Genomic DNA, 24,835 nt, shown 5'->3' with positions numbered 1-24,835 from the left:
GTGCGTGCGTCAAGCTTAGTGGATGGAGCAATCCCTGCAGGGAGATCGCGGCGCTGGTCTTGCAGGCGGCACTTATTGCGGGCGACCGATGGCTACGCGCGCGGCGGCGGATGGCGTGCGCCGTGCCGGCCGCCGCGCAAGGCGTCAGCCCGCGCCCGCACCACCGGGGTATCGAACAGCGCACGTACATCGGCATCGAGCCGGCGCTGCCAGTTGGGATGGACGCTGGTGGTGCCGGGCAGGTTGGGCTGCTCGGCCTCGCCCAGCAGGTCTTCCAGCGGCACCAGGCGCATGGCGGTGCGCGCCGTGCCCAGCCACGCCAGCACGGCATCGAGCGGGGCATGGGCAGGGCCCGGCACGGCGCCGCTGCACAGCCCCGCTTCGCACAGCGCCTGCCAGAGCGCGCCGCGCTCGCGCGCACGGCCGGCTTGCATCACTGCAAGGGTTTCGCCGGGCGCCAGCAGGTGCAGCCGGTCGCGCCACGCCAGGTCACGGCCGGCCCACCAGCCGGTGACTGTGGGGAGGTCATGCGTCGAGGTGGTGGCGACGGCATCGGGCGGCCAGGCTGCGGGAGGCAGGAAGGCCGGCACGGCGTCGGGCGCAGGGGTGGGCACCCGCTGAGCTGCCTCCGCGGCATCGGCTGGCGCGCGCTCTTCGCGCTGGAACCACAGCACGTCGATGCCCAGCACGCCACGGGCCGACAGCGCCGCATTCAGCTCCGGCGGCACCGTGCCCAGGTTTTCGCCGATGATGATCGCGCGGTGCCGCCATGATTCCAGCGCCACCAGCCGCAGCAGATCCTGCAGCGGATAGCGCAGGTAGGCGCCTTCGCTGGCCGGGGCACCGGCCGGCACCAGCCACATGCGTGCCAGCCCCAGCACATGGTCGATGCGCAGCCCGCCGGCATGGGCCAGGTTGGCGCGCAGCATCTCCAGGAAGGCCGCATAGCCGCGGCGGCGCAGCCCGCGCGGCGAGAACACCGCCACGCCCCAGTCCTGCCCGAGCGGGTTGTACAGGTCCGGCGGCGCGCCGGCATGGAAGCCCGCCAGGATCTCCTGTTGCCGCGTCCAGGCCTGGCTGCCGCCAGGGTCGGCGCCCACCGCCAGGTCGGAAACGATGCCGACCGCCATGCCCGCGCCGCGTGCCGCGCGCTGCGCGCGTGCCATGCCGTCGGCGGCGATCCATTGCAGGAAAGCGTGGTAGGTGACCTCATCGGCATGGGCCTGTGCAAAGGCCGTCACGGCGGCATCGCCGGGCGAGCGCAGCGTGACCGGCCAGCAGCGCCAGTCAGGCGCGGCGTTGTGGTTCATGCCGTTGGCGCTGTCGGCCAGCCGCCGGGCCTGGATGGCTTCGTAGCAGGCGTGCGCGTGCAACGCAGTGCCGCCGCGCGCGCGAAAGGCGGCGCAGTCATCGAGCGCCGCGCGCGGCAGCAGCGTTTCGCTGCGCTCCCATAGCCACCGCAGGAGGGCGTAGCGCAGTGGCGTCAGCCTGATCCAGTCGATCTCGCTGCGGGCTTCCAGCGCTTGCAGCGCCTCGCCCGCGCCGAGCGCGGCGACGGCCGCGTCCACCGCGGCCTGCCCGAATTGCACGGCGGGGTCGGCATAGAGCGGATTCAGGAACAGGCGGCTGGACGGCGCATACGGGCTATAGCGCTCGGGCAGGGCGGCAAAGCCGGCGTGCAGCGGATTGATGGCCACCGCGTCGGCGCTGGCGCCGGCCGCGCTGATGCAGCACTGCGCCAGCGCGCTCAGGTCGCCCATGCCGCAGGGCGCGCCGCGGCGCAGGCCATAGAGCTGCACTGCCAGGCCCCAGGGCCGGCTCAGTTCGCCCGCGCGGCCGGCGTGCCGCAGCGCATCGGCAACGCCGTAGCAGCGCGGCGGCGCGATCGCCAGCACGGTGTGCGCATCGCCCAGTTCCAGGCGGTGGTAGCCGCATACGTCGATGGCAGGCAGCAGCATGGTGCCGTCGCTGTTGCGCGCGCTGTCATGGTTGCCACGCACCGCGGTGCCAGTGACGATGGCGCCGTCTTCCAGCGTCATGCGGTAGGACCGCTGCGGCAGCGTATGCGGCCACGGCACCGCCACCGGCTTGCCGCGCTCGGCGGTGACCAGCGGCGGCAGTGCATGCGCGGCGTCATCGGAGGCAAGCCACGCGCGCGACGCTTCGCACTGGCCAGTGGTGGCGCCGGGCAGGCCCAGGCCGTCCAGCACGCGCCGCAGCGCGGCGTCGGAGACAGTCTGGGGCTGGTTCCAGGCATCCGTCCACCGGGGCAGCAGGCCCGCGCACAGCGCCAGCGCATGCAGCGGCGTGGGCGCGTCGTGGCGGGTGGCGCGCCGGCTCACGCTTGTACCTCCTGCGGCGCGCCCAGGGGCGGGCTTTCCTGGGGCGCGCTCTGGCGGCTGCGCGCCTGGGCCGCCAGCAGCACCAGCGAGTGGCCCGCCACCACCTGGCTGTCGGCGACCGCCTCACCTGCGAGTTCGGCCTCGGTGGCGTCGGGCCGGCTGCTGTCGAACAGCAGCGTCCAGGCCAGCGCGGGCTCGGGCAGCAGGAAGGAGGCATCGGCATCGCCGGCGTTGAGCAGCAGCAAGGTCACCTGCACGGTGTCGGCATCGGTCTCCTCCTCTTGAGCCAGCGAGCCCAGCTGCGCACGCTCCGGTTGGGGCGGCGCTGCCGCGCGCCGCAGCGCGAGCGTGCGGATCTCCGGGTCGGCCCATTCCTCGGGCGTGGGCGGCTTGCCGTCTGTATCGAACCAGGCAATATCGGCAATGCCCCGCGCCGGCTCCTCGCGCCCGTGCGCGAAGCGGTCGCCGGCCAGGGAGTGCAGCCGCCGGCGCAGGCCCAGCAGGCGGCGCACCATGTGCTGCAGCGGCTGCGCGCCGGGCGTCTGGGCCTGCTTCCAGTCCAGCCACGAGATCTCGTCGTCCTGGCAGTAGGCGTTGTTGTTGCCTTGCTGGCTGCGGCCCCATTCATCGCCGGCGGTCAGCATCGGGGTGCCCTGCGACAGCAGCAGCGTGGCCATCAGCGCCTGCGCCACGCGCGCGCGGCAGGCCAGGATGGCGGGGTCGTCGGTGGGGCCTTCGACGCTGCCGTCGGGACTCCAGTTGGCGCTGGCATTGTCGTCGGTGCCGTCGCGGTTGTCTTCGCCGTTGGCCTCGTTGTGCTTGTTGCTGTAGCTGACCAGGTCGGCCAGCGTGAAGCCGTCGTGCGCGGTGATGAAGTTGATGCTGGCCCACGGGCGCCGGTGGCGGCGGTCGAAGAGGTCGGCCGAGGCCGCCAGCCGCGCCGCCAGTTCGCCGCGGTGGCCGGCGTCGCCGCGCCAGAAGCGGCGCGCCACGTCGCGGAACTTGTCGTTCCACTCGGCAAAGCCGGGCGGGTGGTTGCCAAGCTGGTAGCCGCCCGGGCCCAGGTCCCACGGCTCGGAGATCAGCTTGACGCGGCTCAGCACCGGGTCCTGCATCAGCGCATCGAAAAAGCCCGAGCCCGCATCGAAGCCATTGCCCTCGCGCCCGAGGGTGGTGCCCAGGTCGAAGCGGAAGCCATCGACGTGGTAGCACTGCACCCAGTAGCGCAACGAGTCCATCACCATCTGCAGCACGCGCGGATGCGACAGGTTGAGCGTATTGCCGCAGCCGGTGTCGTTGATGTAGTGGCGCTCGTCGCCCGGCACCAGCCGGTAGTAGCTGGCGTTGTCCAGCCCGCGCCACGACACCGTCGGCCCCAGCGCGTTGCCCTCGCAGGTATGGTTGTAGACCACGTCCAGGATCACTTCGATGCCGGCCGCGTGCAGGCGCCGCATCGCCACCTTGAATTCCTGCAGTTGTCCGGTGCCCAGGTAGGCGGGCTCGGGCGCGAAGTACGCCATGGTGTTGTAGCCCCAGTAGTTGCGCAGTCCGCGCTCCAGCAGGAAGCGGTCCTGCAGGATGGCGTGGACCGGCAGCAGCTCGACGGTGGTGATGCCGAGCTGCACCAGGTGGTCGATAAAGCGCGGGTCGCACAGCGCGGCGAAGGAACCGCGCAGGTTGGGCAGCAGGTCGTCGCGCAGCATCGACAGGCCCCGCAGGTGGGCTTCATAGATGACCGTGGACGGCCACGGCACCGCGGGCGGGCGGTCGTCGCCCCAGTGGAAGCTTTCGTCGACCACCACCGCCTTGGGCATGGTGGGGGCGCTGTCGCGGCGGTCCGGTGTCAGGTCGCCGCGCGCACTTTGCAGGCGGTAGCCGAACAGCGCATCGGACCAGCGCACCGGGCCGCTCAACTGGCGCGCATACGGGTCCAGCAGCAGCTTGTGCGGGTTGAAGCGGTGGCCGTGCGCGGGATCGTAGGGGCCGTGCGCGCGGTAGCCGTACAGCGTGCCGAGCGCCGCATTGGGCAGGTAGCCGTGCCAGATCTCGTCGGTGCATTCCGGCAGCCGCAGGCGCGCCAGCTCCTTGCGCCCGTTGTCGGAGAACAGGCACAGGTCGATGCGCGAGGCATGGGCCGAGAACACCGCGAAATTGACTCCCAGGCCGTCCCAGTGGGCCCCGAGGGGATACGGCTTGCCCGGCAGCAGCCGGTCCGCGAACTGGCGGCTCATGGCGATGCGCCCTGGATGCCGCCGCCCGGATCGAAGCGCAGCACCAGCGTGGCCAGCGGCGGCAGCGTCAGCGCGAGCGAAGCCGGCTGCCCGTGCGAAGGCACGTCCACTGCCGCTACCGCGCCGCCGTTGCCGACATTGCTGCCGCCATACACGGCGGCATCGGTATTCAGGCATTCCTGCCAGGCACCGGCGTACGGCACCCCGAGCCGGTAGCCATGGCGCGGCACCGGGGTCATGTTGACCACCACCAGTACCACCTCGCGGCTGTATGGGCCCGCGCGGCGCAGCCACGCGAACACGCTGTTGTGGTTGTCGTCGCCCACTACCCAATGGAAGCCTTCCGGGCGGTGATCCAGCGCATGCAGCGCAGGCAGCTCGCGGTAGAGGCGGTTCAGGTCACGCACCAGCGTGTGCACGCCGCGGTGCATGGGGTGGTCCAGCAAGGCCCAGTCAAGCTCGGCATCGTGGTTCCATTCCTGCCACTGCGCCAGCTCGCCGCCCATGAACAGCAGTTTCTTGCCCGGGTGCGCCCACATGAAGCCGTAGTAGGCGCGCAGGCCGGCAAAGCGCTGCCACTCGTCGCCGGGCACCTTGCCGATCATCGAGCCCTTGCCGTGCACCACCTCGTCATGCGATAGCGGCAGCACGAAGGCCTCGGACCACGCATAGACCAGCCCGAAGGTCATGTCCTGGTGGTGCCAGGCGCGATGGACGGGCTCGTGCCCGAGATAATGCAGCGTGTCGTGCATCCAGCCCATGTTCCACTTGAAGTCGAAGCCAAGCCCGCCGCTGGCGACGCTGGCGGTCACGCCGGGCCACGCGGTGGATTCTTCGGCGATGGTCAGCGCACCGGGGCAGCGTTCGTGGACCACGGCGTTCAGTTCGCGCAGGAAGTCGACGGCTTCCAGGTTTTCGCGGCCGCCGAAGCGGTTCGGCACCCATTGGCCGGGCTCGCGGCTGTAGTCGCGGTAGAGCATGGATGCGACCGCGTCCACGCGCAGGCCGTCGGCGTGGAAGTGCTCCAGCCAGTGCAGCGCGCCGGCCAGCAGGAAGCCGCGCACCTCGTTGCGGCCGAGGTTGTAGATCAGGGTGTTCCAGTCCTGGTGGAAGCCTTCGCGCGGGTCCTCGTGCTCATAGAGCGCGGTGCCGTCGAAGCGCGCCAGCCCGTGCGGATCGGTCGGGAAGTGCGCGGGCACCCAGTCCAGGATCACGCCGATGCCGGCGTGGTGGCAGCGGTCGATAAATGCGGCGAAGGCCTGCGGCGGCCCCAGCCGCGCGGTGGGGGCGTACAGTGACAGCGGCTGGTAGCCCCAGGAGCCGCCAAACGGGTGCTCGGTGATCGGCAGCAGCTCGATATGGGTAAAGCCCAGTTCCTGCACGTACGGCACCAGCCTCTCGGCCAGGATGTCCCAGCCGCGTTGCGGGTCGTTGGCCGCCTGCAGCCACGACAGGGCATGGACTTCATAGACCGACATCGGCGCGGCATAGGGATCAGCGGCGCTGCGGCGCGCCATCCAGTCGGCATCATGCCAGGCGAAGGGGGGCGCGCCCTGGTCCGGTCCGGTCACCACCGAGGCGGTGGCCGGGGGTGCCTCGGTGGCCAGCGCGAGCGGGTCGGCCTTGTCCGGCAGCTCGGTGCCGTGCGGGTCGAGCAGGTCGTACTTGTAGCGGCTGCCGGGCTGCGCGCCCAGCGCGGCGGGGATGAACAGCTCCCAGATGCCGCTGGGGTGTCGCAGCCGCATCGGGTGCCGCGCCGGGTGCCAGCCGTTGAAGTCAGCGATCACCGAGACCCGCTGCGCGTTCGGCGCCCACACGGCAAAGCGCACGCCGTCGATGCCGTCCACGCGCTGCCACTGCGCGCCCAGGCAGGCGCCCAGCTCGAAGTGGCGGCCCTCGGCGATCAGGTGCAGGTCCAGTTCGCCCAGCAGCAGGCCAAAGGCGTAAGGGTCGGCGCTGTACTGCCCGGTGCCGTCGGACCATTGCACGCGCAGCCGGTAATCGGGCGCACTGCCCTTGTATTCGCGTGGCAGCCGCGCGGCGAAGACGCCGCCGCCGTGCAGCAGCGCCATCTCCGCCAGTGGCGTGCCGCCCGCATCGGTCAGCTGCGCCGACGTCGCCCCCGGCAGGCAGACGCGCACCAGCGTGCCGTCGCCGTCAGGGTGCGGACCCAGCACGGCAAACGGGTCATGGTGGCGGGCACCGAGCAAGGCCTCGAGCTCGTGGACCGGCAGCATGCCAGGCTTCGTACCATGGGCGGGGGTCATGGCTGGTCTCCCGGCGCCAGCAGCTTGCGCAGCAGGCGCGCCAGGCCGCTGACCGGCAGGTCGATCCAGGCCACGCGGTTGGCGGCTTCGTAGTCGACCTCATAGGCCGCCCGTTCCAGCAGGAACAGGTCCAGCAACGGCTGCAGCTGGCCGGGCGCGACCCAGGGTGTGCCCGAGTCCTGCATGTGCTGGTGGTAGCAGTTCAGGAAGGCTTCGCTGGCGGTGGTACGGAAGCGCTCCAGCAGCAGCGCGCGGCGTTCGGCCAGCTGCGGCGGCAGTTCGCTGTGGGTGCGCTCCTGGCGGTCGGTGCCGACCGTGGCCGCGGCGTAGTCCAGCGAGCGCAGCAGCCCGGCCACATCGCGCAACGGCGAGGTCTTGCGCCGGCGCCAGTCCAGCGGCAGGCCGGGCTCGCCCTCGAAGTCGACCAGGTAGGTGTCGTTCTGCGCAATCAGCACCTGGCCCAGGTGGAAGTCGCCGTGGATGCGCGTCTGCAGGCTGCCAGGCGCGGCGGCGGAGAGCTGTTCGACCAGTGCGGGCAGCGCGTCGCGCGCGGCCATCAGGGCCTGCACGTCGGTCTCGCAGGCCTGGCGCACCGGTCCCGGCACGGTGGCGGGCAGAGGCTCCAGCCGCGTCAGCGCGCGCTGCAGCGCACGCAGGGCTTGCCCGGCCCACGCGCGCGCATCACGTTCGGTGGCCGGCAACGGCGCGAAGGCGTCGTCGCCGGTGGGCCGTGCCAGCACCGCATGGAGCTCGGCCAGCCGGCGGCCGAGCGTGCCAGCCAGCGCGGCGTAGCCGTTCATGGCCTCGGCAAACTCGTCCTCGCTCTCCTGCGCGGGCAGCGCGTCATCGATGGCGCGGCCCAGGTAGTCCAGGGTCCAGTCCCAGCCATTGCCCTGGTTCAGGACATAGCCCTGCAGCAGCATCAGCGTATGCGGCACGCCATCTGGCCCGGTGCGCACCACCTCGCCCAGCAGCGGCGCCGCGTGGGCATAAGCCTGCGCCGTCAGGTAGCGCGTCATCTCGGCCTCGGGGTGGATGCCGCCAGAGACCCGGCGCACCATTTTGAGCACGGCGGTGTTGTTGTAGGACAGCGAGCTGTTGGACTGCTCGGCCGACATGTATTCGATCGGGGCGCGCTCCAGTTCCAGTTCCAGCGCGGCCAGGCCGGGCTCGGCGCGGAAGTGGATGATGTCGTTCCCGGCGTGCATCTGCACGTCATTGCGCAGCGCGCGCACCACCTCGCGCGCAAAGGGCTCGACCACGAAACCGTCGGTGGCCAGCCCCACGCGGCTGCCCTGGCGCACGCGCGCCATCGACAGGCCGTGTGCCAGCTGCGACACGCTGTCGGCGCTCTCCCGGTCCCACAGGATGCCCAGCGGCAGCTGGTAGCGTTCGGTGCGGCCAGGCAGGACCACCTCGACCTCACCCAGGTAGACATCTTCGCCGCTACTGCCGCGCGCAAATGGCAGCATATAGGCTAGGTCGATGCGCTCAATGCGCTCGTGCTTGGCGCCGAACCAGCGGCGCCGGCCGATGTAGTGCGGCAGCACATCGCTGGCCATGATGCGGCGCGAGGCGTCGGTCAGCTCCGGCCGGCCAATGTTCTGCATCACGAGGGTGATCTGGTCTGGCATCTGCTCAGGCGCCTCCACGTGCCACGACGGCGGCTGTGCCTCGTCGCTGAGCACGAACCAGTAGAAGCCATAGGGCGGCAGCGTCAGCAGGTAGGTCAGCGTGCCGATGGCCGGGAACGGCGTGGCGCCCATCATCTCCACCGGCACGCGGCCGTTGAAGGCAGACAGGTCCAGCTCCACCGCCTGCGGCGCGCGCGACAGGTTGGCCACGCACAGGATGTGCTCGCCCTCGTATTCACGCAGGTAGGCCAGGATCTTGCGGTTGCCGGGAAACAGGAAGCGCAGCGCGCCGCGGCCGAAGGCACGGTGCTTGCGCCGCAGCGCCAGCATGCGCCGCATCCAGTTCAGCAGCGAATGCGGGTCGCGCGCCTGCGCCTCGACGTTGACGGCCTCGTAGCCGTACAGCGGCCCCTGCAGCGGCGGCAGCACCAGCCGCTCGGGGTCGGCGTGCGAGAAGCCGCCGTTGCGGTCGGGCGACCACTGCATCGGCGTGCGCACGCCGTCGCGGTCGCCCAGGTGGATGTTGTCACCCATGCCGATCTCGTCGCCGTAGTAGATCACCGGCGTGCCCGGCATCGAGAACAGCAGGCTGTTCATCAGCTCGATGCGGCGGCGGTCGCGCTCCATCAGCGGCGCCAGCCGGCGGCGGATGCCCAGGTTGATGCGCGCGCGCCGGTCGGTGGCGTAGACCTCCCACAGGTAGTCGCGCTCGCTGCTGGTCACCATCTCCAGCGTCAGTTCGTCATGGTTGCGCAGGAAGATGGCCCACTGGCAGTTGGGCGGCACCTCCGGCGTCTGGCGCATGATGTCGGTGATCGGGAAGCGGTCTTCGCGCGCGATCGCCATGTACATGCGCGGCATCAGCGGGAAGTGGAAGGCCATGTGGCATTCGTCGCCTTCCGGCTCCGGGCCGGTCAGGCCGAAGTACTGCTGCGCGTCCTCAGGCCACATATTGGCTTCTGCCAGCAGCATGCGGCCGGGGAAGCGCGCGTCCAGGTGGGCGCGGATATGGCGGATGACGGCATGGGTCTCGGGCAGGTTCTCGTTGCTGGTGCCTTCTCGCTCGACCAGGTAGGGCACCGCGTCCAGGCGCAGCCCGTCGACGCCCATGTCGAGCCAGTAGCGCATCACCGACAGCACCTCGTTGAGCACCTGCGGGTTGTCGAAGTTCAGGTCCGGCTGGTGCGAGTAGAAGCGGTGCCAGAAGTAGGCGCCCGCCACCGGGTCCCAGCTCCAGTTGGACTTCTCGGTGTCACAGAAGATGATGCGGGTGCCGGCGTAGGCCTGGTCATGGTCCGACCACACGTAGTAGCGCCGCGCCGCCGAGCCGGGCTTGGCGTTGCGCGCGCGCTGGAACCATGGATGCTGGTCGGAGGTGTGGTTGATCACCAGCTCGGTGATCACGCGCAGTCCGCGCGCGTGCGCCGCGGCGATAAAGCGGCGCGCCTCGGCCAGCGTGCCGTAGTCGGGGTGGACGTTGCGGTAGTCGGCGATGTCGTAGCCGTCGTCGCGTCGCGGCGACGGATAGAACGGCAGCAGCCAGACCGTGTCCACACCCAGGTTGACCAGGTAGTCGAGCTTGACCAGCAGCCCGGCAAAATCGCCCACGCCGTCGCCGTTGGCGTCGTAGAAGGACTTGATGTGGAGCTGGTAGATGATCGCGTCCTTGTACCAGAGCGGATCGGCGTTGAGCAGGGCGGCACTGCCGGTTTCGGTAAGGCGTTTCATCCGTGTCTCCACGTATCCCTGTCAGGCGCCGTGCGGGTCGGTCGAGGCCGGCGCTACGGGTGGGCGGGGAGCGGGACGCTCCAGCGGGCGCACATGCCAGACCGTGAAGGGCAGTTGCGCCGGATCCAGCCGGATGCGCTGGAGCTTGCCGCGCAGCTCGAAGCGCCGGCCCTGCATCAGGTCGTGCACCGCCAGGCCGGCCTGGTCGGGCAGCCCCCATTCCCACAACGGGATTTCGATATCGGCCTCGTGCGCCGTGTGCGGGTCCAGGTTGATTGCGGCCAGCAGCACGTCGTCGCCGAACAGGTAGTCGGTGCCCGGCATGAAGCGCGCGAACCACAGCACCGCGTCGCTGCCGGCATGGTAGAAGCGCAGCCCCAGGTGGTTCTGCAACGCCGGGTGCCCGGCGCGGATCTCGTTGAGCCGTGAGATCTCCGCAACGATATTGCCGGGCTGCTGCCAGTCGCGCACGCGCAGCTGGTATTTCTCGGAATCAAGGTATTCCTCGCGCACCTTGCCGTTCAGCACAAAGGGCGCGCTCTCGCACAGCTCGAAGCCGCTGTACATGCCCCACAGCCCCGACAGCAGCGTGGCCAGCGCCGCGCGGATCAGGAACGCGGGGCGACCGCCCTGGTGCAGGAAGTAGGGGTTGATGTCAGGTGTGTTGACGAAGAAGTGCGGCCGGAAGAAGTCGCGAAGCGGGCTTTGCGTCAGCTCGGTCAGGTATTCGGTCAGCTCCCACTTGGCATTGCGCCAGGTGAAGTACGTGTACGACTGGCTGAAGCCCAGCTTGGCCAGCCGCGCCATCATCTTCGGCCGGGTGAAGGCCTCGGCCAGGAAGATGGTGTCGGGGTGGCGCGCGCGCACGTCGGCGATCATCCACTCCCAGAACGGCAGCGGCTTGGTGTGCGGGTTGTCCACGCGGAAGATGCGCACGCCCTGGTCGGCCCAGAACATCACCACGTCGCGCAGGGCCTGCCATAGCGCGGCGCCCGCCGGCGGGGCGGCGTAGAAGTCGACGTTGACGATGTCCTCGTATTTCTTGGGCGGGTTCTCGGCATAGCGCAGCGAACCGTCGGGGCGGTGTGCGAACCATTCCGGGTGGTCGCGCAGCCACGGATGGTCGGGCGAGCACTGGATGGCGAAGTCCAGTGCTAGCTCCAGGCCATGTCTGGCCGCCGCGTCGCGCAGGCGGCGGAAGTCTTCAAAGGTGCCGAGCTCGGGATGCAGCGCATCGTGGCCGCCTTCCTTGCCGCCGATGGCGTAGGGGCTGCCGTGATCGCCCGGCTCGGCACGCAGGCTGTTGTTGCGGCCCTTGCGGTGGGTGCGTCCGATCGGGTGGATCGGCGTGAAGTAAAGCACGTCGAAGCCCATCGCGCGAATGGCGGGCAGCCTGGCGATGACATCGTCGAAGGTGCCGTGGCGGGTCTCGTCGTTGCTTTGCGAACGCGGGAACAGCTCGTACCAGCTGGCGTAGCGCGCGGCCAGGCGATCGGCCTCAACCGGCATGGCCACCGGATGACGCGAGGCAAACGGGCGCCCCGCCGGGGTTGCCATCACTGCCTGCATCGTGGCCGCCGTGCGTGGCGACAGCAGGATCTCCTGCCGGCGGGCGTCATCGCCGGCAGCGGTGGTCAGTTCGTCGACGATGGCTGAGAGCTCGCTGTTCGTGGGTACTTTCCGGTTGTCCTTGCTGCCATTGCCCTGCTTCCCGTTCCTGGCAGGCTGCAGCAGCGCATCGGCCACCAGCCGCGCGCCTTCCTCGATCTCCAGTGCCACGTTGAGGCCGGCCGCGCGCTTCTTGCCGATCTCGTCGAGCCAGCTGGCGAAGGTGTCGCGCCAGGCCTCGACCGTGAATTCATGCCGGCCCAGCGCTACCAGCGGAAAGCTGCCTTCCCAGCGGTCGTTGATCACGGGCTGCATCGGCGCTTTGTGCCAGCCAGTCTGGCCCGGCGCACGCCACAACACCGCGGCGGCAAGCTTGTCGTGGCCATCCATCCAGATATCGGCACTGACGGTCACGCGCTCGCCCACCACGCGCCGCACGGCGAAGCGGCCTTCGTTGCAGGCGGGCTCGACGTGCTCGATGGCGATACGCGGGGCCTCCATCGCCGCCACCACGCTGCCCAGGCCGGTGGCGGCCAGCGTTTCATGGCCGTGCGGCGCGCGCGCGTCGGCGGCCGGCATGCCGGGCCGCGTCAGGGGCACCGGCGGCACTTCATAGAGGCGGATATCGGCGGGCGCCAGCGTGATGCTGGCCAGCGCATCGAGCCGGTGGTTGGCATCAAGCGTCCCGCCCGGGCCACCCAGTGACAATTCCAGGTGTGCGCTGGCGTGCGGCAGCGCGCTCAGCACGCGGTCGGCGCCCAGCGTGCCCGGCGCTGCGGGATCCGGATTGAGTACCACTGCCAGGGCGGCGGCGCCATCGGGTACCGCAGGGTCGCTACGGTTGCCTGCCGCGTCGGGCGGGGCGCAGGCGCCGTTCGGCACAGGCAGCCGTGCCAGCACCGTCAGCGGCGCGTCGGGTCCGCTCAGCAGCCGCACGGCGAGGGCCGGTGTCGGATCGCGCGCAGCCAGCCAGGTATTGGTTTCCAGAAGCTCATGGGTGATGTCGTACGGCGCACCCTGATGCACGGCGCCATCCGCGGCCAGCGGGTCGCGTGCCAGCGCGCCGCCGGTCTCGAAGCCGGCCGGCACCAGGATGCCGTCGCCAATCGCCGCGGCGGTCCACAGCGCACGCCGCGCGCTGAGCGCGTCATGGCTTGCCGGCGTCAGCGCGGGGGCGGCAAGCACCCGGCCAAACGGGCGCAGCCGCGCGATTTCCTCGGTCAGCCAGGGGCTGCGAAAGTCCCACCATGGCAGCGAGCAGAAGGCGGCGTCGAAGCCGGCGGGCGCCAGGTCATTCAGTTGCGCCGGCGTCAGTCCCGGCGTCCACGCCAGGAAGCACGGTGCACCGCGCGCCTGTGCCGGCACGGCATCACTGCGCAGCGTGCCGGTCAGCGCGGCCCAATGCCGGCCGGGCACGCGTGCCGGCGCACGGCAGCAGAAGCCCGCCGCGCCTGCCGCCCAGGCCTGGCGCAGCCGGGCCGCCCACCACTGCACCAACGCGTCGGCCGCGCGCTGGTCATGCCAGCGCAGGCGCGCGCCGGGGATGTGGCTGTCGGTCTCGTGTGGGGCGAAGGCTGGGGTCGCACTGTCGACCCAGCCAGGGTCGGGAGCTGGCCAGGCGCCGTCGGCGTGGTCGACCGCATAGCGGTCCAGTGAGATGTCGAGCAGCGGGGCCAGCCCGTGCCGGGCGCAAGCCGCGAAAGCGTCTTCGCCGGGCAGGTGCGGCCAGCCGCCGATCAGTACGTGGTCGAAGCCCAGTGCCGCCACGCGCTGGAGCGCGTGTTCATCGGCATCGGGCGTTCCGGTCAGGTCGATCTGGCAGATCCGCACAAAGTCCTCCCGGTGTTTCGCTCCGACGGAGCAACAAAAATCCCGGTCCGGCACCTCGCGGCACGCCGGCGGGATGGCACAGCCATGCGAAGTGCGTGCCAGCGCGCCCGGCCAGTCGCCATTGCGCGCCCGGCCAAGGCCCCTCAAGGGCAAGCGCCGCGGCACCTCATGTGCGCGATGCCGTACTGCTTGTAAAAACTACCGGTGCGCGCCGTGCCGATGGAAAGAACGCGCAGGGCAGTGGGGCCGATGGAGCGCGGTGTCCCCGCCGGTACGCTTCTTGCCCCTGTTGGGCAGCGCGTGTTGTTCCCGGCACGGTGGGAAGGCCGCGGAAGGAGACGCATGGACTGGTGGCTGGAGGCAGCGCAATGGCCGGCGATGGTGGTGACGGTGGTGGCCACCTGGCTGGTCGGCTCACGCCGGACCGCGCGCCGGCGGGCCGGCTTCTGGGTCTTCCTTGCCAGCAACGTGCTGTGGATTGCCTGGGGCTGGCACGGCGGCGCCTACGCGCTGGTCGTCCTGCAGCTGGCGCTGATCGCGATGAACCTGCGCGGCACGCGCGAGGCCCGCAAGGCGTGGCCGCCCGCCTCGCACCGCGCGCTTGCAGCCACTGGCGGCGCGCGGATCGAGCCGCTATCCTTGCACGAGCCCGGTGTGCGGCGCACGTCCGGCGCGAGCGAGCAACCGCCGGCGGCAGCCGGCCCCGATCGGTGACTTCACAGGTCCGCACGCGGACCAGGGCAGGTGTGTCATGGCGAAGAAGAAGATCCTGTTGCTCAATGCGCTGATTGCGGCATCGCGCGAAGGCGAGCTTGGCTGCCGCGGCGCAGCGCTGGCCGCCGTCAATCCCCACCTGAAATCGCTGCTCACCAGCCGCGCCAATGCGTTTGCGCAAGCGGCGCGGGAACTGCAGGCGTGCCTGCTTGACCTGGGGCAGCTGCCCGACATGACGGCGGCCTCGGCTGCGTCGGCCGGACGTGCCATCGGCAAGCACGGCTCGGACCGGTCCATCCTGCAAGCGGTCAGCAAGCGCGAGCACGCCGTGCAGCGGCGCTATGCGCGGGCCCTGCGCGCGCAGGTGCTGGGCGCGCGCCTGCGCGCCGTGGTGCGCCGCCAGTACCGTGGGGTGCAGGTCAGCCACGAGCTGTTTCGCGTGCTGCAGCAGCAGTACCGGACGCCGCCGGCAAGCCCGTAGCCGCCGGCCCGAGACCGCATTTCTTACAAGGTAACGAACGAATTGCACGCGCGGCCGGCCGCCACGCAGGGCGCCGCGCGGAATGCATGCCGCCCGGGGATGGCGCTCATCTTGCATTCTGCGGGACATGCATCCCGTACGGAGACCGTCATGCCCGAGCAGCCGCCCAAGCCAGCCCGACCATCGCAGGATGCGCCCCGTGCGCCGCGCCATCCCGGCAACCCGGAAGATGTGCGCAAGGGACAGGTGACCACCCCGCTGCCGCGCGACACTTTCCGCCAGCGCTTTCTTGCGCGCTTCACGGATCCCGCATACCGGCAGGAGGATGAGGCGCTGGACCGTCTCGAACGCATCGCCTGGTATGCCTACCAGGAAGGCCGCAAGGCACCCCGGACACATAAGGCCGGGCCTGGCCATGCCGATCCGGACTATGAACTCTCCGACGAGTGGCGCGCCGCCAGCGAGGCCGTGCGCAGCGCTCAGCAGCGCCAGGCCGATCCCGCCACGCCATCGCGCGTGCTGCTGGTGTGCGCCGCGGCGCGCAACGACTACACCTGCCCGGGCGAGATGTCGAAATCCTGGCGCCTGGCCGGGCGCGCACGGGAACGGCTGGAGGCGGACGGCATCGAGGTCGATCTGCTCGACCTGAGCCTGCTCGCTTCAGATGCCGACCTGCGCATCCATCCGTGCAAGGCGTGCGTGTCGACGGCAATGCCGTTATGCCACTGGCCGTGCAGCTGCTATCCCAACCATGCGCTGGGCCAGGTCAACGACTGGATGAACGAAATCTATCCGCGCTGGGCGGCCTGCCACGGCGTGCTGATCGTGACGCCCGTGTACTGGTACCAGGCTGCCAGTCCGCTGAAGCTGATGATGGACCGGCTGGTCTGTGCCGACGGCGGCAATCCCGACCCCACCAGCACACATGGCAAGGACGTGGTGCGCGCCAAGGCGTTGGAGCTGTCCGGCTGGGACTATCCCAAGCACCTGTCCGGGCGCGCCTACGGACTGGTGGTGCACGGCGACGTGGCCGGCACCGAGGGCGTGCGCCGCGCGCTGGCAGACTGGCTGGACTGGATGGGCCTGATCGATGCGGGCCCGCAGGCGCGGCTGGACCGGTATATCGGCTACTACGAGCCCTATGCCACCAGCCACGTGGCACTGGACGAAGACCCTGGCGTACAGGGCGAAGTGGACAACGTGGCGCGCGCGCTGGCGTGTGCGGTGCGGCAGTTGCGCAAGGGCGAATTGGGCGCGCCGGACCGCGGACTGGTGCCGCCGCGGCAGAAGTAGCAGGATGCAGACGGACTGACGAATCGGGGCTAGCGGAGACGACGATGGATCGCAGAGACAACTGGCGCGGCCAGCCATGGCACGAGAGCACCGTGCCTGAAGCCGATATGCGCAGCCACTATATGGGCGCCTACGGGGTCTACGACTATGACGAGCCGGTGGACCCGGGCGAGTCTGGCGGGCGCCGGGAGGCGCGGGAATGGCGGCCGGAGCGCATGCCGCCGGACGCGCCGGCGCCGCGCACCCGGGGCCTGGCCGATCCCTACCGCCAGTTCACTGGCTACAACGAGCGTATGGATCTCTACCGGGGCGCGCTGCGGGCGCGGCCGGTGGGGCCGCGCAACTACCAGCGCACGGACGAGCGCATTCTTGAGGACCTGTGCGAGCAACTCTCGCGCAGCGCGCGGCTGGACCTAAGCGATGTCGAAGTCCGGGTCGAGCAGGGCGTGGTGACGCTGGAGGGCAGTGTGCCGGACCGGCTGCAGAAGTATCGGATCGAGGATATTGCCGACGAGATCTTCGGCGTGAAGGATCTGGTCAACCACTTGCACGTGGCGCGGACGGCCGCAGCGCAAGCGCATCCGGGCCACGGCATGCGCATCTACTGAGGTGTGTCGCGCAGGTTCCAGCTGTCGTCGCTGCCGTGGTACATCACGCGGTAGTAGCGCTCGGCTGAGGCGACCAGGCGCGCGTTCTGCGCGGCATCGAGAAAGTCCTCGTGGCCCGCCCGGGCATAGGCCAGCCGCTTGTCCAGCAGCGCCTGCAGCTGTGCGACGACGGCATCCTCGCAGTCGGCATGCGTGCCGTGCAGCACGGCGCGCCCATAGCGCGCCGGATCCCTGCCCCACGGTTCCAGGCAGCTATAGCGCTCGCGCGCCGCTCGGGCGGCCTGCGGATCTACGCCCTCCAGGTAGGCCAGCACTGCGGCCATGGAAGCGCGCAGGCTGTAGATATCCAGGCCGAAGAATCCAGCGCGCTGCGCAGGCGCCAACGCTTCATTGTGCGTGTGCAGCCAGCGGATAAAGCGCGCCACCTCCAGGTTGCGCCACATCCAGACCGGGAAGCGTGTAAAGGCTGCGCCGGGCGATTCGGCTGGCAGTGGCGGGCGGCCGCGCACGTGGCGGTCGACTGCCGCGGCATCTGGCCAGTCTGCCTCGACCGCGATGATGCGGAAGCCGTGCCGGGCCACCAGGTGCGCCGTCAGCGCAGCGCGGGCGTGATAGAAATCGCTGGTGCCATGCGTGCTCTCGCCCAGCAGCACCACGCGGTGTCGGGCCAGCATATCGGCCAGCACGCCGGTGGCATTGGCAAACGGACCGCAGAATAGGCTCGCCGCCGGGTCGTCGATGGGCGGTAACGGAACCGCCGCAGCCGCAATCGCGGCGGCGGCGTGGGGGTCAGCCCGGTGGTGTGGCATGTCGCATCGGTATCCGGGATAACAGCGCCGGAGTCCTCTGCGGGGCCTGACGGGGTGGCCGGGGATCAGCCCGGAATGGTGCGCGGATCGTGGCCGAAGCTGCTGCGCGAGCGGATCTGGCCGTCGCGGCCGTGGATCAGCAGCTCGACATGCTCGCTCTGCGCCTTCGTGGTACCGGCCGCAACGGCTTCTTCCTGGGTGGCGTGGTGCGATTCCGCATAGCGCGCACCCTCGTGGATCACATCCCAGCCTTCGTCATGCGGCACGACGTGTATGTTGCTGCCCATGTTGGGTCTCCTCGACACTCGGTGCTTTCATTGTGGCGCATCTGTGCGCGCTGTCTATCCGGCGCCGTCTGACAGCCGCAAAGGGCATCAGGTTCCACTTTTCGATGGAAATCCCTGGTTATTTGTGCGGCCTCTTGTAAGCTGGACTTGGATCGCAAAAAGAGGAGCGGACCATGCGTGCAAGATTTGCCAGGGGGCTGACGCAGTCGCCGGTGACCGTGGTGGCCCGGGCGTTCGACGGAGAAGCGGTGCGCACTCCCCAGGTGGGCGACCTGGTGACGGTGTATAGCCAGGATCAGGACACCGAATTCAATATCCGCCTGTGCGAGGCCGTCGAGCCCGGCCGCTGGCGCGGCGTGGTCTACGCGATCGGCCGCGGACAGGACGTGCTGGTGACGGCCGAAGGGCTGGAGATCGACGACGTGGTTGAGGTGATGCGCGAGGAAATCGCCTCCGTCATCCCCTGCGGCCGATCCCACTGAACGCCGCACCCCGCGGGTGCGGACATTCCGGTTTTGAAGACGCCTGCGGCCCGGTTCAGGCCGGCCGCGCGGGCTGCCTTGGCACACCCAGCCACATGGCCAGTCCGCTGGCAAGCAGCAGCGCCGCGAGCAGGTAGAGGGCATTGTCCAGGCTTCCGGTCTGGGTCTTGATCTGTCCGATCACCCACGGGCTGACGATGCCGCTGGTGATGCCAATGCTGCTGATGAAGGCGATGCCGGCGGCCGTGCCCGCGCCCGGCAGGTAGCTGGGCGGCAGCGACCAGAACACCGGCAGCGCGGCAAAGATCAGCACCGCGGCCACCGACAGGATGGCCAGCATGACCGCCAGGCTGGGCAGGTGCAGCGTCAGCGCCGCCAGGGCCAGCGCGCCGCCTGCCGTGCACAGCAGGAAGTGGCGGTGGCGCTCGCCGGTGCGGTCGGAATGGCGCGCGATCAGGATCAGGCCGACCGCGCCCACGGCATTGGGCACTACCGAATACAGGCTGATCGACATCACGTCGGTGATGCCGAAGTCGCGGATCATCAGCGGCATCCAGAAGCTCAGCGCCAGCGAACCACAGGTCAGCGAAAAATAGATAAAGGCGAACAGGTACACGCGCGGGTTGCTCAGCACCTGCCGCAACGCGTGCAGCGAATGGCCGCCGGCATGTGCCTGCGCGGCGGTGTCGCGCGCCAGGTGGGCGCGTTCGCCGTCGGTTAGCCAGCTGGCCTGCTGCGGGCCATCCACCAGGTAGCGCGCGGCCACCAGGCCCAGCAGCACTGCGGGCGCGCCCTCGATCGCAAACATCCACTTCCAGCCCTGCAGGCCGAGCACGCCGGCCATGTCGCGCATGATCCAGCCGGACACCAGCCCGCCCAGCACACCCGCCACCGCCACGCCGGCAAAGAAGATCGCCATCACCGCGGCACGGCGGCGCGCCGGGAACCAGTAGGTCAGGTAGAGCACGATGCCGGGGAAGAAGCCGGCTTCGAACACGCCCAGCAGGAAGCGCAGCGTATAGAACTGCGTTGGGGTGGAGACGGCCATCATCGCCACCGAGGCCAGGCCCCACAGCACCATGATGCGCGTGAACGTGCGCCGCGCGCCAAAGCGCGCCAGCAGCATGTTGCTGGGCACTTCGCACAGCACGTAGCCGACGTAGAAGACAGCGGCGCCCAAGCCGTACATGGCGTCGCTGAAGCCCAGGTCGTGCTTCATCTGCAACTGGGCGAAGCCGATGTTGATGCGGTCCAGGAACGACACCACGTAGCAGATGAACAGGAACGGGATGATGCGCAGCCAGACCTTGCGGTAGAGCGCATCTTCATCGTGCGCAGCCAGTGCGGCGGGGGGCAGGGTGGGGGACGTCAGGCTGGATAGGGACGAAAGATCCCCTGAGACCGGATGGCTCATGAACGTTGTCTCCGTACAGTGGTGGCTGCGGCGGCGGGCAGCCGGAGGGTTCCGCCAGCGGGCAGCGTCTTGCGCGCGTTGGCCCGGGATGGTGCTGGGAAAAGAACAGGACAGGCGCGGCGGTGCCGCGCCTGTATCAGGTCAGGCGGGCGTGGCGGCCGGCATTTCAGTCACGCCTTCGCGCGCGGCGGCCATGGCGGCCAGCAGCACATCGTGGTCGCCGATATGGTTGGCCAGCAGCAGGATCAGCTGCGCATTGGCGGCCTGGCTTTGCGCCTCGTCGAGGTCGCGGTGCATCTCGATCAGCGCTTCGTAGAAGTCGTCGGGCCGCGCCAGGTTGGGTTGGGTGTTGAGCGTATTGGGCATCGGAGTCTCCGCGGTGCAGGTCTGGCCGGTCTCAGGCGGCCATGCGGCCGGGCTGCGGGGCGCGCAGGTCGGCGCCGGTGGCGCGCGCCAGCGCGGCGCGGATCGCGGCCGGGTCGGGGCGGTGCCAGCGGGCGCAGACATGCTGGTCCGGGCGGATCAGGTAGCAGGTGCCGGGCGTGGCACCGTAGCGCGCGGCGGCCAGGCCCTTGTCGTCGCGCAGCACGGTGGCATTGGTGCAGGTCACCGCCGGCTGCGCGGCGTCGGTCACGTAGACCAGCTGCAGCGGCACGCCGCTGTCTTTCAGCGCGGCGAGGTCGGCGAGCGTGCCCGCGTCGATGGCGTCAGGGTTGCCGAACAGCAGCACCGTGAAGTCCCCGCCCAGGTGCGACAGCAGCCAGCCCGCGCCCTGCGCGCCGGATACCGGCGCGTCGCAGCAGACCGTGCCGGGCACCAGCTTGCAGGCATAGCCCTGGGCGTCGTCAGCGGTGTTCAGCGGCGAGTCCTGCAGCACCGCGGGCACCGACAGCCGCCCGCTGTTGACCAGGGTGCGCGCAAACGCATGGCGCCTGGACAGCGTCAGCACCGCATCGCGGAACACGCGGCTGACCGCGCTCTTGGGCGTGATGAAGTCGGTGGAACGGGTGGAGTTGCGCAGGTTCTCGTCGGCGGCGTATTCGCGCTCGCTGGCGTAGGTGTCCAGCAGCTTGTCGCAGGCATGGCCCTGCAGCACATAGGCCAGCTTCCAGGCCAGGTTCTCGGCGTCCTGGATGCCGCTGTTGGCGCCACGCGCGCCGAACGGCGACACGCCATGCGCGGCATCGCCGGCGAACAGGATGTTGCCGTGGCGGAAGCTGTCCATGCGCAGGCAGGAGAAGGTATAGACGCTGACCCATTCCAGCTCGAACTTCACGTCCTTGCCCAGCAGCGCCTGCACCCGCGGGATCACGCGCTCAGGTGTTTTCTCCAGCACCGGGTCGGCGTCCCAGCCGAGCTGGAAGTCGATGCGCCAGACGTTGTCCGGCTGGCGGTGCAGCAGCACCGACTGGTTGGGGTGGAAGGGCGGGTCGAACCAGAACCAGCGCTCGCTCGGGAAATCCGCTTCCATCTTCACGTCGGCAATCAGGAAGCGGTCGTGGAAGGTGCGGCCCTTGCTGTCCAGGCCCAGCAGCTTGCGCATCGGGCTGCGCGAACCGTCGGCGGCCACCACGTAGCGCGCCGCCAGCGGGTAGCAGCCTTCAGGCGTCTCGATGGTCAGCACCACGCCGGCCTCTGGCGTGCCGCGCTGCTCCAGCCCGACCACCTTGTTGCGCCAGCGGATCTCGATATTGGGCAGCGCCTGCGCGCGCTCCAGCAGGTAGCCTTCGACGTAGTACTGCTGCAGGTTGATGAAGGCCGGGCGGCGGTGGCCGCTCTCGGGCAGCAGGTCGAAGCTGTAGACCTGCTGGTCGCGCAGGAACACCTTGCCGACGTGCCAGCGCACGCCCTTGTCGACCATGCGCTCGCCGCAGCCCAGCCGGTCGAAGATGTCCAGCGTGCGCTTGGAAAAACAGATTGCGCGCGAACCGGTGGACAGCGTGCAGTCGTCATCCACCAGCACCACGCGCACGCCGCGCTGTGCCAGGTCGATGGCGGTGGCCAGGCCGATCGGCCCGGCGCCGACCACGACGACCGGGTGGATGGCCGGATCGGCCCCTTTCTGTTGCTCGGCGCAGGGCTGGTACTCGAACGACAGCCGCTGGTAATCGATGCTGCTCATGCCTGTGTCTCCATCCATAGCTTGTTGCCCGACTTATTCTTTTTGGAGGTCAGTCCTGCAGTGCGGCCCACATTTCCTGGTCGCGCTGGGCGGTCCAGATGCGCGGGTGGCGGACACCGCTGGCCTCGTCATAGGCGCGCGAGACGTCGAAGGGCAGGCAGTGCTCGTAGATAAAGACCTGGCCAAACTTGGGGTCCATCGCGCGCCGGGTGTGCGCCATCGCGGCCTTCAGGTCGAGCTTCTCGGCCACGGCTTCCTTGCCGGCCTGGAACAGCGTGGTGACGAAGTCCTTGGTGTAGGCGATGCCCTTCTTCACTTCCTCCGGCGTGGTCAGCGCGGGGCCGCGGCCGGGCACCAGCTTTTCTGGCTTGAGTGCCTGCAGCGCGTCCAGCGTGGCCGGCCAGTCTTCCAGCTGGGCGTCGCCGCAGTAGCAGGCAGCGTCGTATTCGACCAGGTCGCCGGAGAACAGCACCTTCTGCTGCGGCAGCCAGACCACGGTATCGCCTTTGGTATGGCCCGAGCCCAGGTGGGCGATGCGCACTTCCAGCTTGCCCAGGAACAGCGTGATTTCCTTCTCGAACACCAGCGTCGGCCAGGTCAGGCCGGGCACGGTTTCGACGCCGGCGAACAGGCGCGGGAAGCGTTCGATCTCGGACTTCATGTCGGCCTCGCCGCGCTCGACGATCATCTCGTAGGTGCCGCGGCTGGCGATGACCTGCTGCGCGCCCTCGGCAAAGTAGGCCGACGCGCCCAGCACGCGCACCGCGTGGTAGTGCGACAGCACCACGTACTTGATGGGCTTGTCGGTGATGGTGCGGATGCGGGCGATCAGGTCCTGCGCCATGGCCGGCGTGGCGGTGGTGTCGACGATCAGCACGCCGTCGTCGCCAATGACCACGCCCGAATTGGGATCGCCTTCGGCGGTGTAGGCCCAGGCGTTCTCTGACAGCTGGGTGAATGTGACCTGCTTGGCTTCCAGGTCGGCCTGCGATGCGAATGCCTTGGACATGGCGTCTTTCCTTTGTGTGGGGAGGCGAGACGGCACCGGTCGGGGCACGTGGCTGCGTTGCGCTGGCAGCGCGGGCTGTCTCGCCCCCGTTTCTATGGATGTCTCACGACGTGGGTCGCCGTGTTCGGACGGGGTAGTGCCATCTTAGGAAACGTTGGAAAATTAATCAATAGCTAAATGATTAGCCTATGACAAATTATTTGGACGTGCCGCGAGCGCCATCGGAAGCAGGTCAGAGTCATGCGGGTAAACCCCTGTGTGCGCGGCAAGGGGAGGCGTTCGATTAATATCCGGGTTTTCCGATCACACAGGATGGCAATGGCCAGGCGCAAGGCTGGGGAAGCAGGAACGCAGGCGGGCGAGCCCGCTGCGCGCGCAGACAAGGCGCAGCGCGGCATCCAGAGCGTGGAGGTGGGCGGGCGCCTGCTGGCGGCGCTGGCCGCCGCGCGCGCGCCAATGCCGCTGGCCGCGCTGGCCGAGGCGGCGCAGCTGGCGCCGGCCCAGGCGCATGCCTACCTGGTCAGCCTGACGCGCCTCGGCCTGATCAAGCGCGACCACCTCTCCGGCCGCTACGAGCCCGGTCCGCTGTCGCTGCAGCTGGGCATGCTGCACCTGGAGCAGGACGCCGCCTGGCGCGCCGCGCAGCCCCGGGTGGATGCGCTGGCGCAGGCGTCTGGCTTCAGCGTGGCAATCAGTATTGCCGGGCCGCAGGGCCCGACCATCGTGCGCTATGTGCCGGCCAGCGCGCCGCTGCATGTCAACCTGCACGTGGGCACGGTGATGGCACTGGCCGCCACGGCCACCGGGCGCGTGTTCTGTGCCTTCCAGCCGCCGGCACTGTGGCAGCCGCTGTGGCGCGCGCAGCAGCCGGGCGCGACCGGGTCCGACCTGGCCGCCTTCAGCGCCAGCCTGGGAGAGATCCGAGAGCGCGGCATCGAGCGCAGCATCGACACGCCCAGCCCGGCCGTCAGCAGCCTCAGCGTGCCGGTGCTCGACGCCGCTGGCGTGCTGCGACTGGTGCTGACGCTGGTGGGATCGACCGGTGCCATCGACGTGGACTGGCGCGGCGCGGCAGCGCAGGCCCTGCTGGCCGCGGCGACGGACATCGGCGCCGCGCTGCGCGATGAACAGGAGCGCACGGCATGACCCGCGCGACAGAAGCCCAACAAGACCTGGAAGGCAGCAAGCCGCAGCGCGGCATCCAGTCGCTGGACAGCACCGGCCAGCTGCTGGCAGCGCTGGTGGCTGCCGGCCGGCCGCTGGCGCTGCGCGACCTGGCGCTGGCCGCGGGCATGCCGCCGGCCAAGGCGTTCCCGCACCTGGTCAGCCTGCAGAAGACCGGCCTGCTGGCGCGCGACGCCGCGGGCAATTACCTGTGCGGACCGCTGGCGCTGGAGCTGGGACTGGTCGCGCTGCAGCGGCTGTCGCCGACGCGCGAGGCGGAACCGGAGGTGGTCGAGCTGGCCGGCGCCACGGGCCTGAGCGTGGCCATGGCGGTGCTGGGGCCGCTGGGGCCCACGGTGGTCCGGCTGGAGGAATCGGCGCGGCCGCAGCACGTGAGCCTGCGGGTGGGCACGGTGCTGTCGCTGGTCCATACCGCGATCGGCCGCACCGCCGCGGCATACCTGCCAGCCAACGTGCTGGCGGGCCTGCTGGAAAAGGACGAATTGCGCATGGCCGGCGCCGCCGCGGCGGAAGTGCTTGAACCCGGCGGCAAGCTGGCACCGGCCTACGCCGGGCGCCTGGCACAGGTGCGCGCGGCCCGGCTCGACAATGCGCTGAGCCACCCGGTGCCGGGCATCGACACGCTGGCGGCGCCGGTGTTCGATCACACCGGCAGCCTGGCGCTGGTGATTGCCGTGATGGGGTCGAGCGGCAGCTTTGACAGCCGCACCGAAGGCGCCACTGCCGCGCTGGTGGGGCAGGCGGCGCGGCGGCTGTCGTGGCGCTTCGGCGCGCCGGACACGGCCTGAACT

At 69.8% G+C, this 24,835-nt stretch carries 18 protein-coding genes; 7 read left to right on the top strand and 11 right to left on the bottom strand.

From position 1 onward, the window contains the following. Window positions 1-92: 92 nt before the first annotated feature. The 5 genes from malQ to KB879_RS12965 are packed head-to-tail and all read right to left on the bottom strand — an operon-like array spanning window position 93 to window position 13,640. Entirely contained in the window at window positions 93-2,342 is a 2,250-nt protein-coding gene (gene malQ / locus KB879_RS12985; RefSeq protein ID WP_211981629.1) for a 4-alpha-glucanotransferase, read from the bottom strand. Then, complete coding sequence (glgX, locus tag KB879_RS12980; protein WP_013953208.1) at window positions 2,339-4,573, bottom strand: glycogen debranching protein GlgX; 2,235 nt, start codon at window positions 4,571-4,573, stop codon at window positions 2,339-2,341. The genes malQ and glgX overlap by 4 nt, the downstream gene beginning before the upstream one ends. Continuing rightward, the gene (gene glgB / locus KB879_RS12975; RefSeq protein WP_211981628.1) at window positions 4,570-6,840 is read right to left on the bottom strand and encodes a 1,4-alpha-glucan branching protein GlgB; all 2,271 of its coding nucleotides are present in this window, start codon (window positions 6,838-6,840) and stop codon (window positions 4,570-4,572) included. The genes glgX and glgB overlap by 4 nt, the downstream gene beginning before the upstream one ends. After that, window positions 6,837-10,202: a maltose alpha-D-glucosyltransferase gene (gene treS / locus KB879_RS12970; protein ID WP_153953478.1), complete on the bottom strand. Its 3,366-nt coding sequence runs from the start codon at window positions 10,200-10,202 to the stop codon at window positions 6,837-6,839. The genes glgB and treS overlap by 4 nt, the downstream gene beginning before the upstream one ends. Window positions 10,203-10,223: 21 nt before the next feature. Continuing rightward, on the bottom strand, window positions 10,224-13,640 hold the full coding sequence (locus KB879_RS12965; protein WP_211981627.1) for an alpha-1,4-glucan--maltose-1-phosphate maltosyltransferase: 3,417 nt from the start codon (window positions 13,638-13,640) through the stop codon (window positions 10,224-10,226). A gap of 342 nt (window positions 13,641-13,982) precedes the next feature. On the opposite strand from KB879_RS12965, the gene KB879_RS12960 reads away from it, so the two are divergent. The 4 genes from KB879_RS12960 to KB879_RS12945 all read left to right on the top strand — a co-directional run bounded on the left by KB879_RS12960 (window position 13,983) and on the right by KB879_RS12945 (window position 16,736). Further along, on the top strand, window positions 13,983-14,354 hold the full coding sequence (locus KB879_RS12960) for a hypothetical protein (protein ID WP_153953480.1): 372 nt from the start codon (window positions 13,983-13,985) through the stop codon (window positions 14,352-14,354). 37 nt (window positions 14,355-14,391) lie between these two features. Then, the gene (locus KB879_RS12955; RefSeq protein ID WP_153953481.1) at window positions 14,392-14,835 is read left to right on the top strand and encodes a PA2169 family four-helix-bundle protein; all 444 of its coding nucleotides are present in this window, start codon (window positions 14,392-14,394) and stop codon (window positions 14,833-14,835) included. Between the two features lie 150 nt (window positions 14,836-14,985). After that, the gene (locus KB879_RS12950; RefSeq protein ID WP_211981624.1) at window positions 14,986-16,128 is read left to right on the top strand and encodes a flavodoxin family protein; all 1,143 of its coding nucleotides are present in this window, start codon (window positions 14,986-14,988) and stop codon (window positions 16,126-16,128) included. Between the two features lie 44 nt (window positions 16,129-16,172). Further along, window positions 16,173-16,736 carry a BON domain-containing protein gene (locus KB879_RS12945; protein WP_211981621.1) on the top strand — a complete coding sequence of 188 codons (564 nt, stop codon included), beginning with the start codon at window positions 16,173-16,175 and terminating at the stop codon, window positions 16,734-16,736. On the opposite strand, the gene KB879_RS12940 is transcribed toward KB879_RS12945, so the two are convergent. Both KB879_RS12940 and KB879_RS12935 read right to left on the bottom strand, forming a co-directional pair. Beyond that, window positions 16,730-17,545, bottom strand: a complete 816-nt coding sequence (locus KB879_RS12940; RefSeq protein WP_249221296.1) for an erythromycin esterase family protein — start codon at window positions 17,543-17,545, stop codon at window positions 16,730-16,732. The genes KB879_RS12945 and KB879_RS12940 overlap by 7 nt on opposite strands. Window positions 17,546-17,610: 65 nt before the next feature. Continuing rightward, a complete protein-coding gene (locus KB879_RS12935; protein ID WP_010814536.1) occupies window positions 17,611-17,832 on the bottom strand; it encodes a DUF2188 domain-containing protein in 222 nt (73 codons plus the stop codon). 173 nt (window positions 17,833-18,005) lie between these two features. On the opposite strand from KB879_RS12935, the gene KB879_RS12930 reads away from it, so the two are divergent. After that, on the top strand, window positions 18,006-18,314 hold the full coding sequence (locus KB879_RS12930; RefSeq protein ID WP_010814535.1) for a hypothetical protein: 309 nt from the start codon (window positions 18,006-18,008) through the stop codon (window positions 18,312-18,314). Window positions 18,315-18,369: 55 nt separating this feature from the next. On the opposite strand, the gene KB879_RS12925 is transcribed toward KB879_RS12930, so the two are convergent. The 4 genes from KB879_RS12925 to KB879_RS12910 form a co-directional block, all read right to left on the bottom strand. Continuing rightward, complete coding sequence (locus KB879_RS12925; RefSeq protein ID WP_013953199.1) at window positions 18,370-19,728, bottom strand: MFS transporter; 1,359 nt, start codon at window positions 19,726-19,728, stop codon at window positions 18,370-18,372. Between the two features lie 141 nt (window positions 19,729-19,869). Beyond that, on the bottom strand, window positions 19,870-20,094 hold the full coding sequence (locus KB879_RS12920) for a DUF2783 domain-containing protein (RefSeq protein WP_013953198.1): 225 nt from the start codon (window positions 20,092-20,094) through the stop codon (window positions 19,870-19,872). A gap of 31 nt (window positions 20,095-20,125) precedes the next feature. Continuing rightward, window positions 20,126-21,850, bottom strand: coding sequence for an FAD-dependent oxidoreductase (locus KB879_RS12915; protein ID WP_211981618.1), 1,725 nt, complete (start codon window positions 21,848-21,850; stop codon window positions 20,126-20,128). A 49-nt stretch (window positions 21,851-21,899) separates the two neighbouring features. Beyond that, window positions 21,900-22,859 carry an MBL fold metallo-hydrolase gene (locus KB879_RS12910; protein WP_013953196.1) on the bottom strand — a complete coding sequence of 320 codons (960 nt, stop codon included), beginning with the start codon at window positions 22,857-22,859 and terminating at the stop codon, window positions 21,900-21,902. 318 nt (window positions 22,860-23,177) lie between these two features. On the opposite strand from KB879_RS12910, the gene KB879_RS12905 reads away from it, so the two are divergent. Both KB879_RS12905 and KB879_RS12900 read left to right on the top strand, forming a co-directional pair. Continuing rightward, window positions 23,178-24,005, top strand: a complete 828-nt coding sequence (locus KB879_RS12905; protein WP_013953195.1) for an IclR family transcriptional regulator — start codon at window positions 23,178-23,180, stop codon at window positions 24,003-24,005. After that, window positions 24,002-24,832, top strand: coding sequence for an IclR family transcriptional regulator (locus KB879_RS12900; RefSeq protein ID WP_211981608.1), 831 nt, complete (start codon window positions 24,002-24,004; stop codon window positions 24,830-24,832). The genes KB879_RS12905 and KB879_RS12900 overlap by 4 nt, the downstream gene beginning before the upstream one ends. Window positions 24,833-24,835: the final 3 nt, after the last annotated feature.

The organism is Cupriavidus sp. KK10, assembly GCF_018223725.1.
In the GTDB taxonomy this organism is placed as follows: domain Bacteria; phylum Pseudomonadota; class Gammaproteobacteria; order Burkholderiales; family Burkholderiaceae; genus Cupriavidus; species Cupriavidus necator.
This window is presented reverse-complemented; position numbering and strand designations above follow the sequence as displayed.

Excerpts from the sequence above, each read along its gene's own strand:
- KB879_RS12945 (WP_211981621.1), top strand. The coding sequence starts at position 16,173 with ATGGATCGCAGAGACAACTGGCGCGGCCAGCCATGGCACGAGAGCACC.
- treS (WP_153953478.1), bottom strand. The coding sequence starts at position 10,202 with ATGAAACGCCTTACCGAAACCGGCAGTGCCGCCCTGCTCAACGCCGAT.
- KB879_RS12955 (WP_153953481.1), top strand. The coding sequence starts at position 14,392 with ATGGCGAAGAAGAAGATCCTGTTGCTCAATGCGCTGATTGCGGCATCG.
- KB879_RS12920 (WP_013953198.1), bottom strand. The coding sequence starts at position 20,094 with ATGCCCAATACGCTCAACACCCAACCCAACCTGGCGCGGCCCGACGAC.
- KB879_RS12905 (WP_013953195.1), top strand. The coding sequence starts at position 23,178 with ATGGCCAGGCGCAAGGCTGGGGAAGCAGGAACGCAGGCGGGCGAGCCC.
- KB879_RS12960 (WP_153953480.1), top strand. The coding sequence starts at position 13,983 with ATGGACTGGTGGCTGGAGGCAGCGCAATGGCCGGCGATGGTGGTGACG.
- KB879_RS12915 (WP_211981618.1), bottom strand. The coding sequence starts at position 21,850 with ATGAGCAGCATCGATTACCAGCGGCTGTCGTTCGAGTACCAGCCCTGC.
- KB879_RS12900 (WP_211981608.1), top strand. The coding sequence starts at position 24,002 with ATGACCCGCGCGACAGAAGCCCAACAAGACCTGGAAGGCAGCAAGCCG.
- glgX (WP_013953208.1), bottom strand. The coding sequence starts at position 4,573 with ATGAGCCGCCAGTTCGCGGACCGGCTGCTGCCGGGCAAGCCGTATCCC.
- KB879_RS12935 (WP_010814536.1), bottom strand. The coding sequence starts at position 17,832 with ATGGGCAGCAACATACACGTCGTGCCGCATGACGAAGGCTGGGATGTG.
- KB879_RS12910 (WP_013953196.1), bottom strand. The coding sequence starts at position 22,859 with ATGTCCAAGGCATTCGCATCGCAGGCCGACCTGGAAGCCAAGCAGGTC.
- KB879_RS12940 (WP_249221296.1), bottom strand. The coding sequence starts at position 17,545 with ATGCCACACCACCGGGCTGACCCCCACGCCGCCGCCGCGATTGCGGCT.
- KB879_RS12950 (WP_211981624.1), top strand. The coding sequence starts at position 14,986 with ATGCCCGAGCAGCCGCCCAAGCCAGCCCGACCATCGCAGGATGCGCCC.
- KB879_RS12925 (WP_013953199.1), bottom strand. The coding sequence starts at position 19,728 with ATGAGCCATCCGGTCTCAGGGGATCTTTCGTCCCTATCCAGCCTGACG.
- KB879_RS12930 (WP_010814535.1), top strand. The coding sequence starts at position 18,006 with ATGCGTGCAAGATTTGCCAGGGGGCTGACGCAGTCGCCGGTGACCGTG.
- glgB (WP_211981628.1), bottom strand. The coding sequence starts at position 6,840 with ATGACCCCCGCCCATGGTACGAAGCCTGGCATGCTGCCGGTCCACGAG.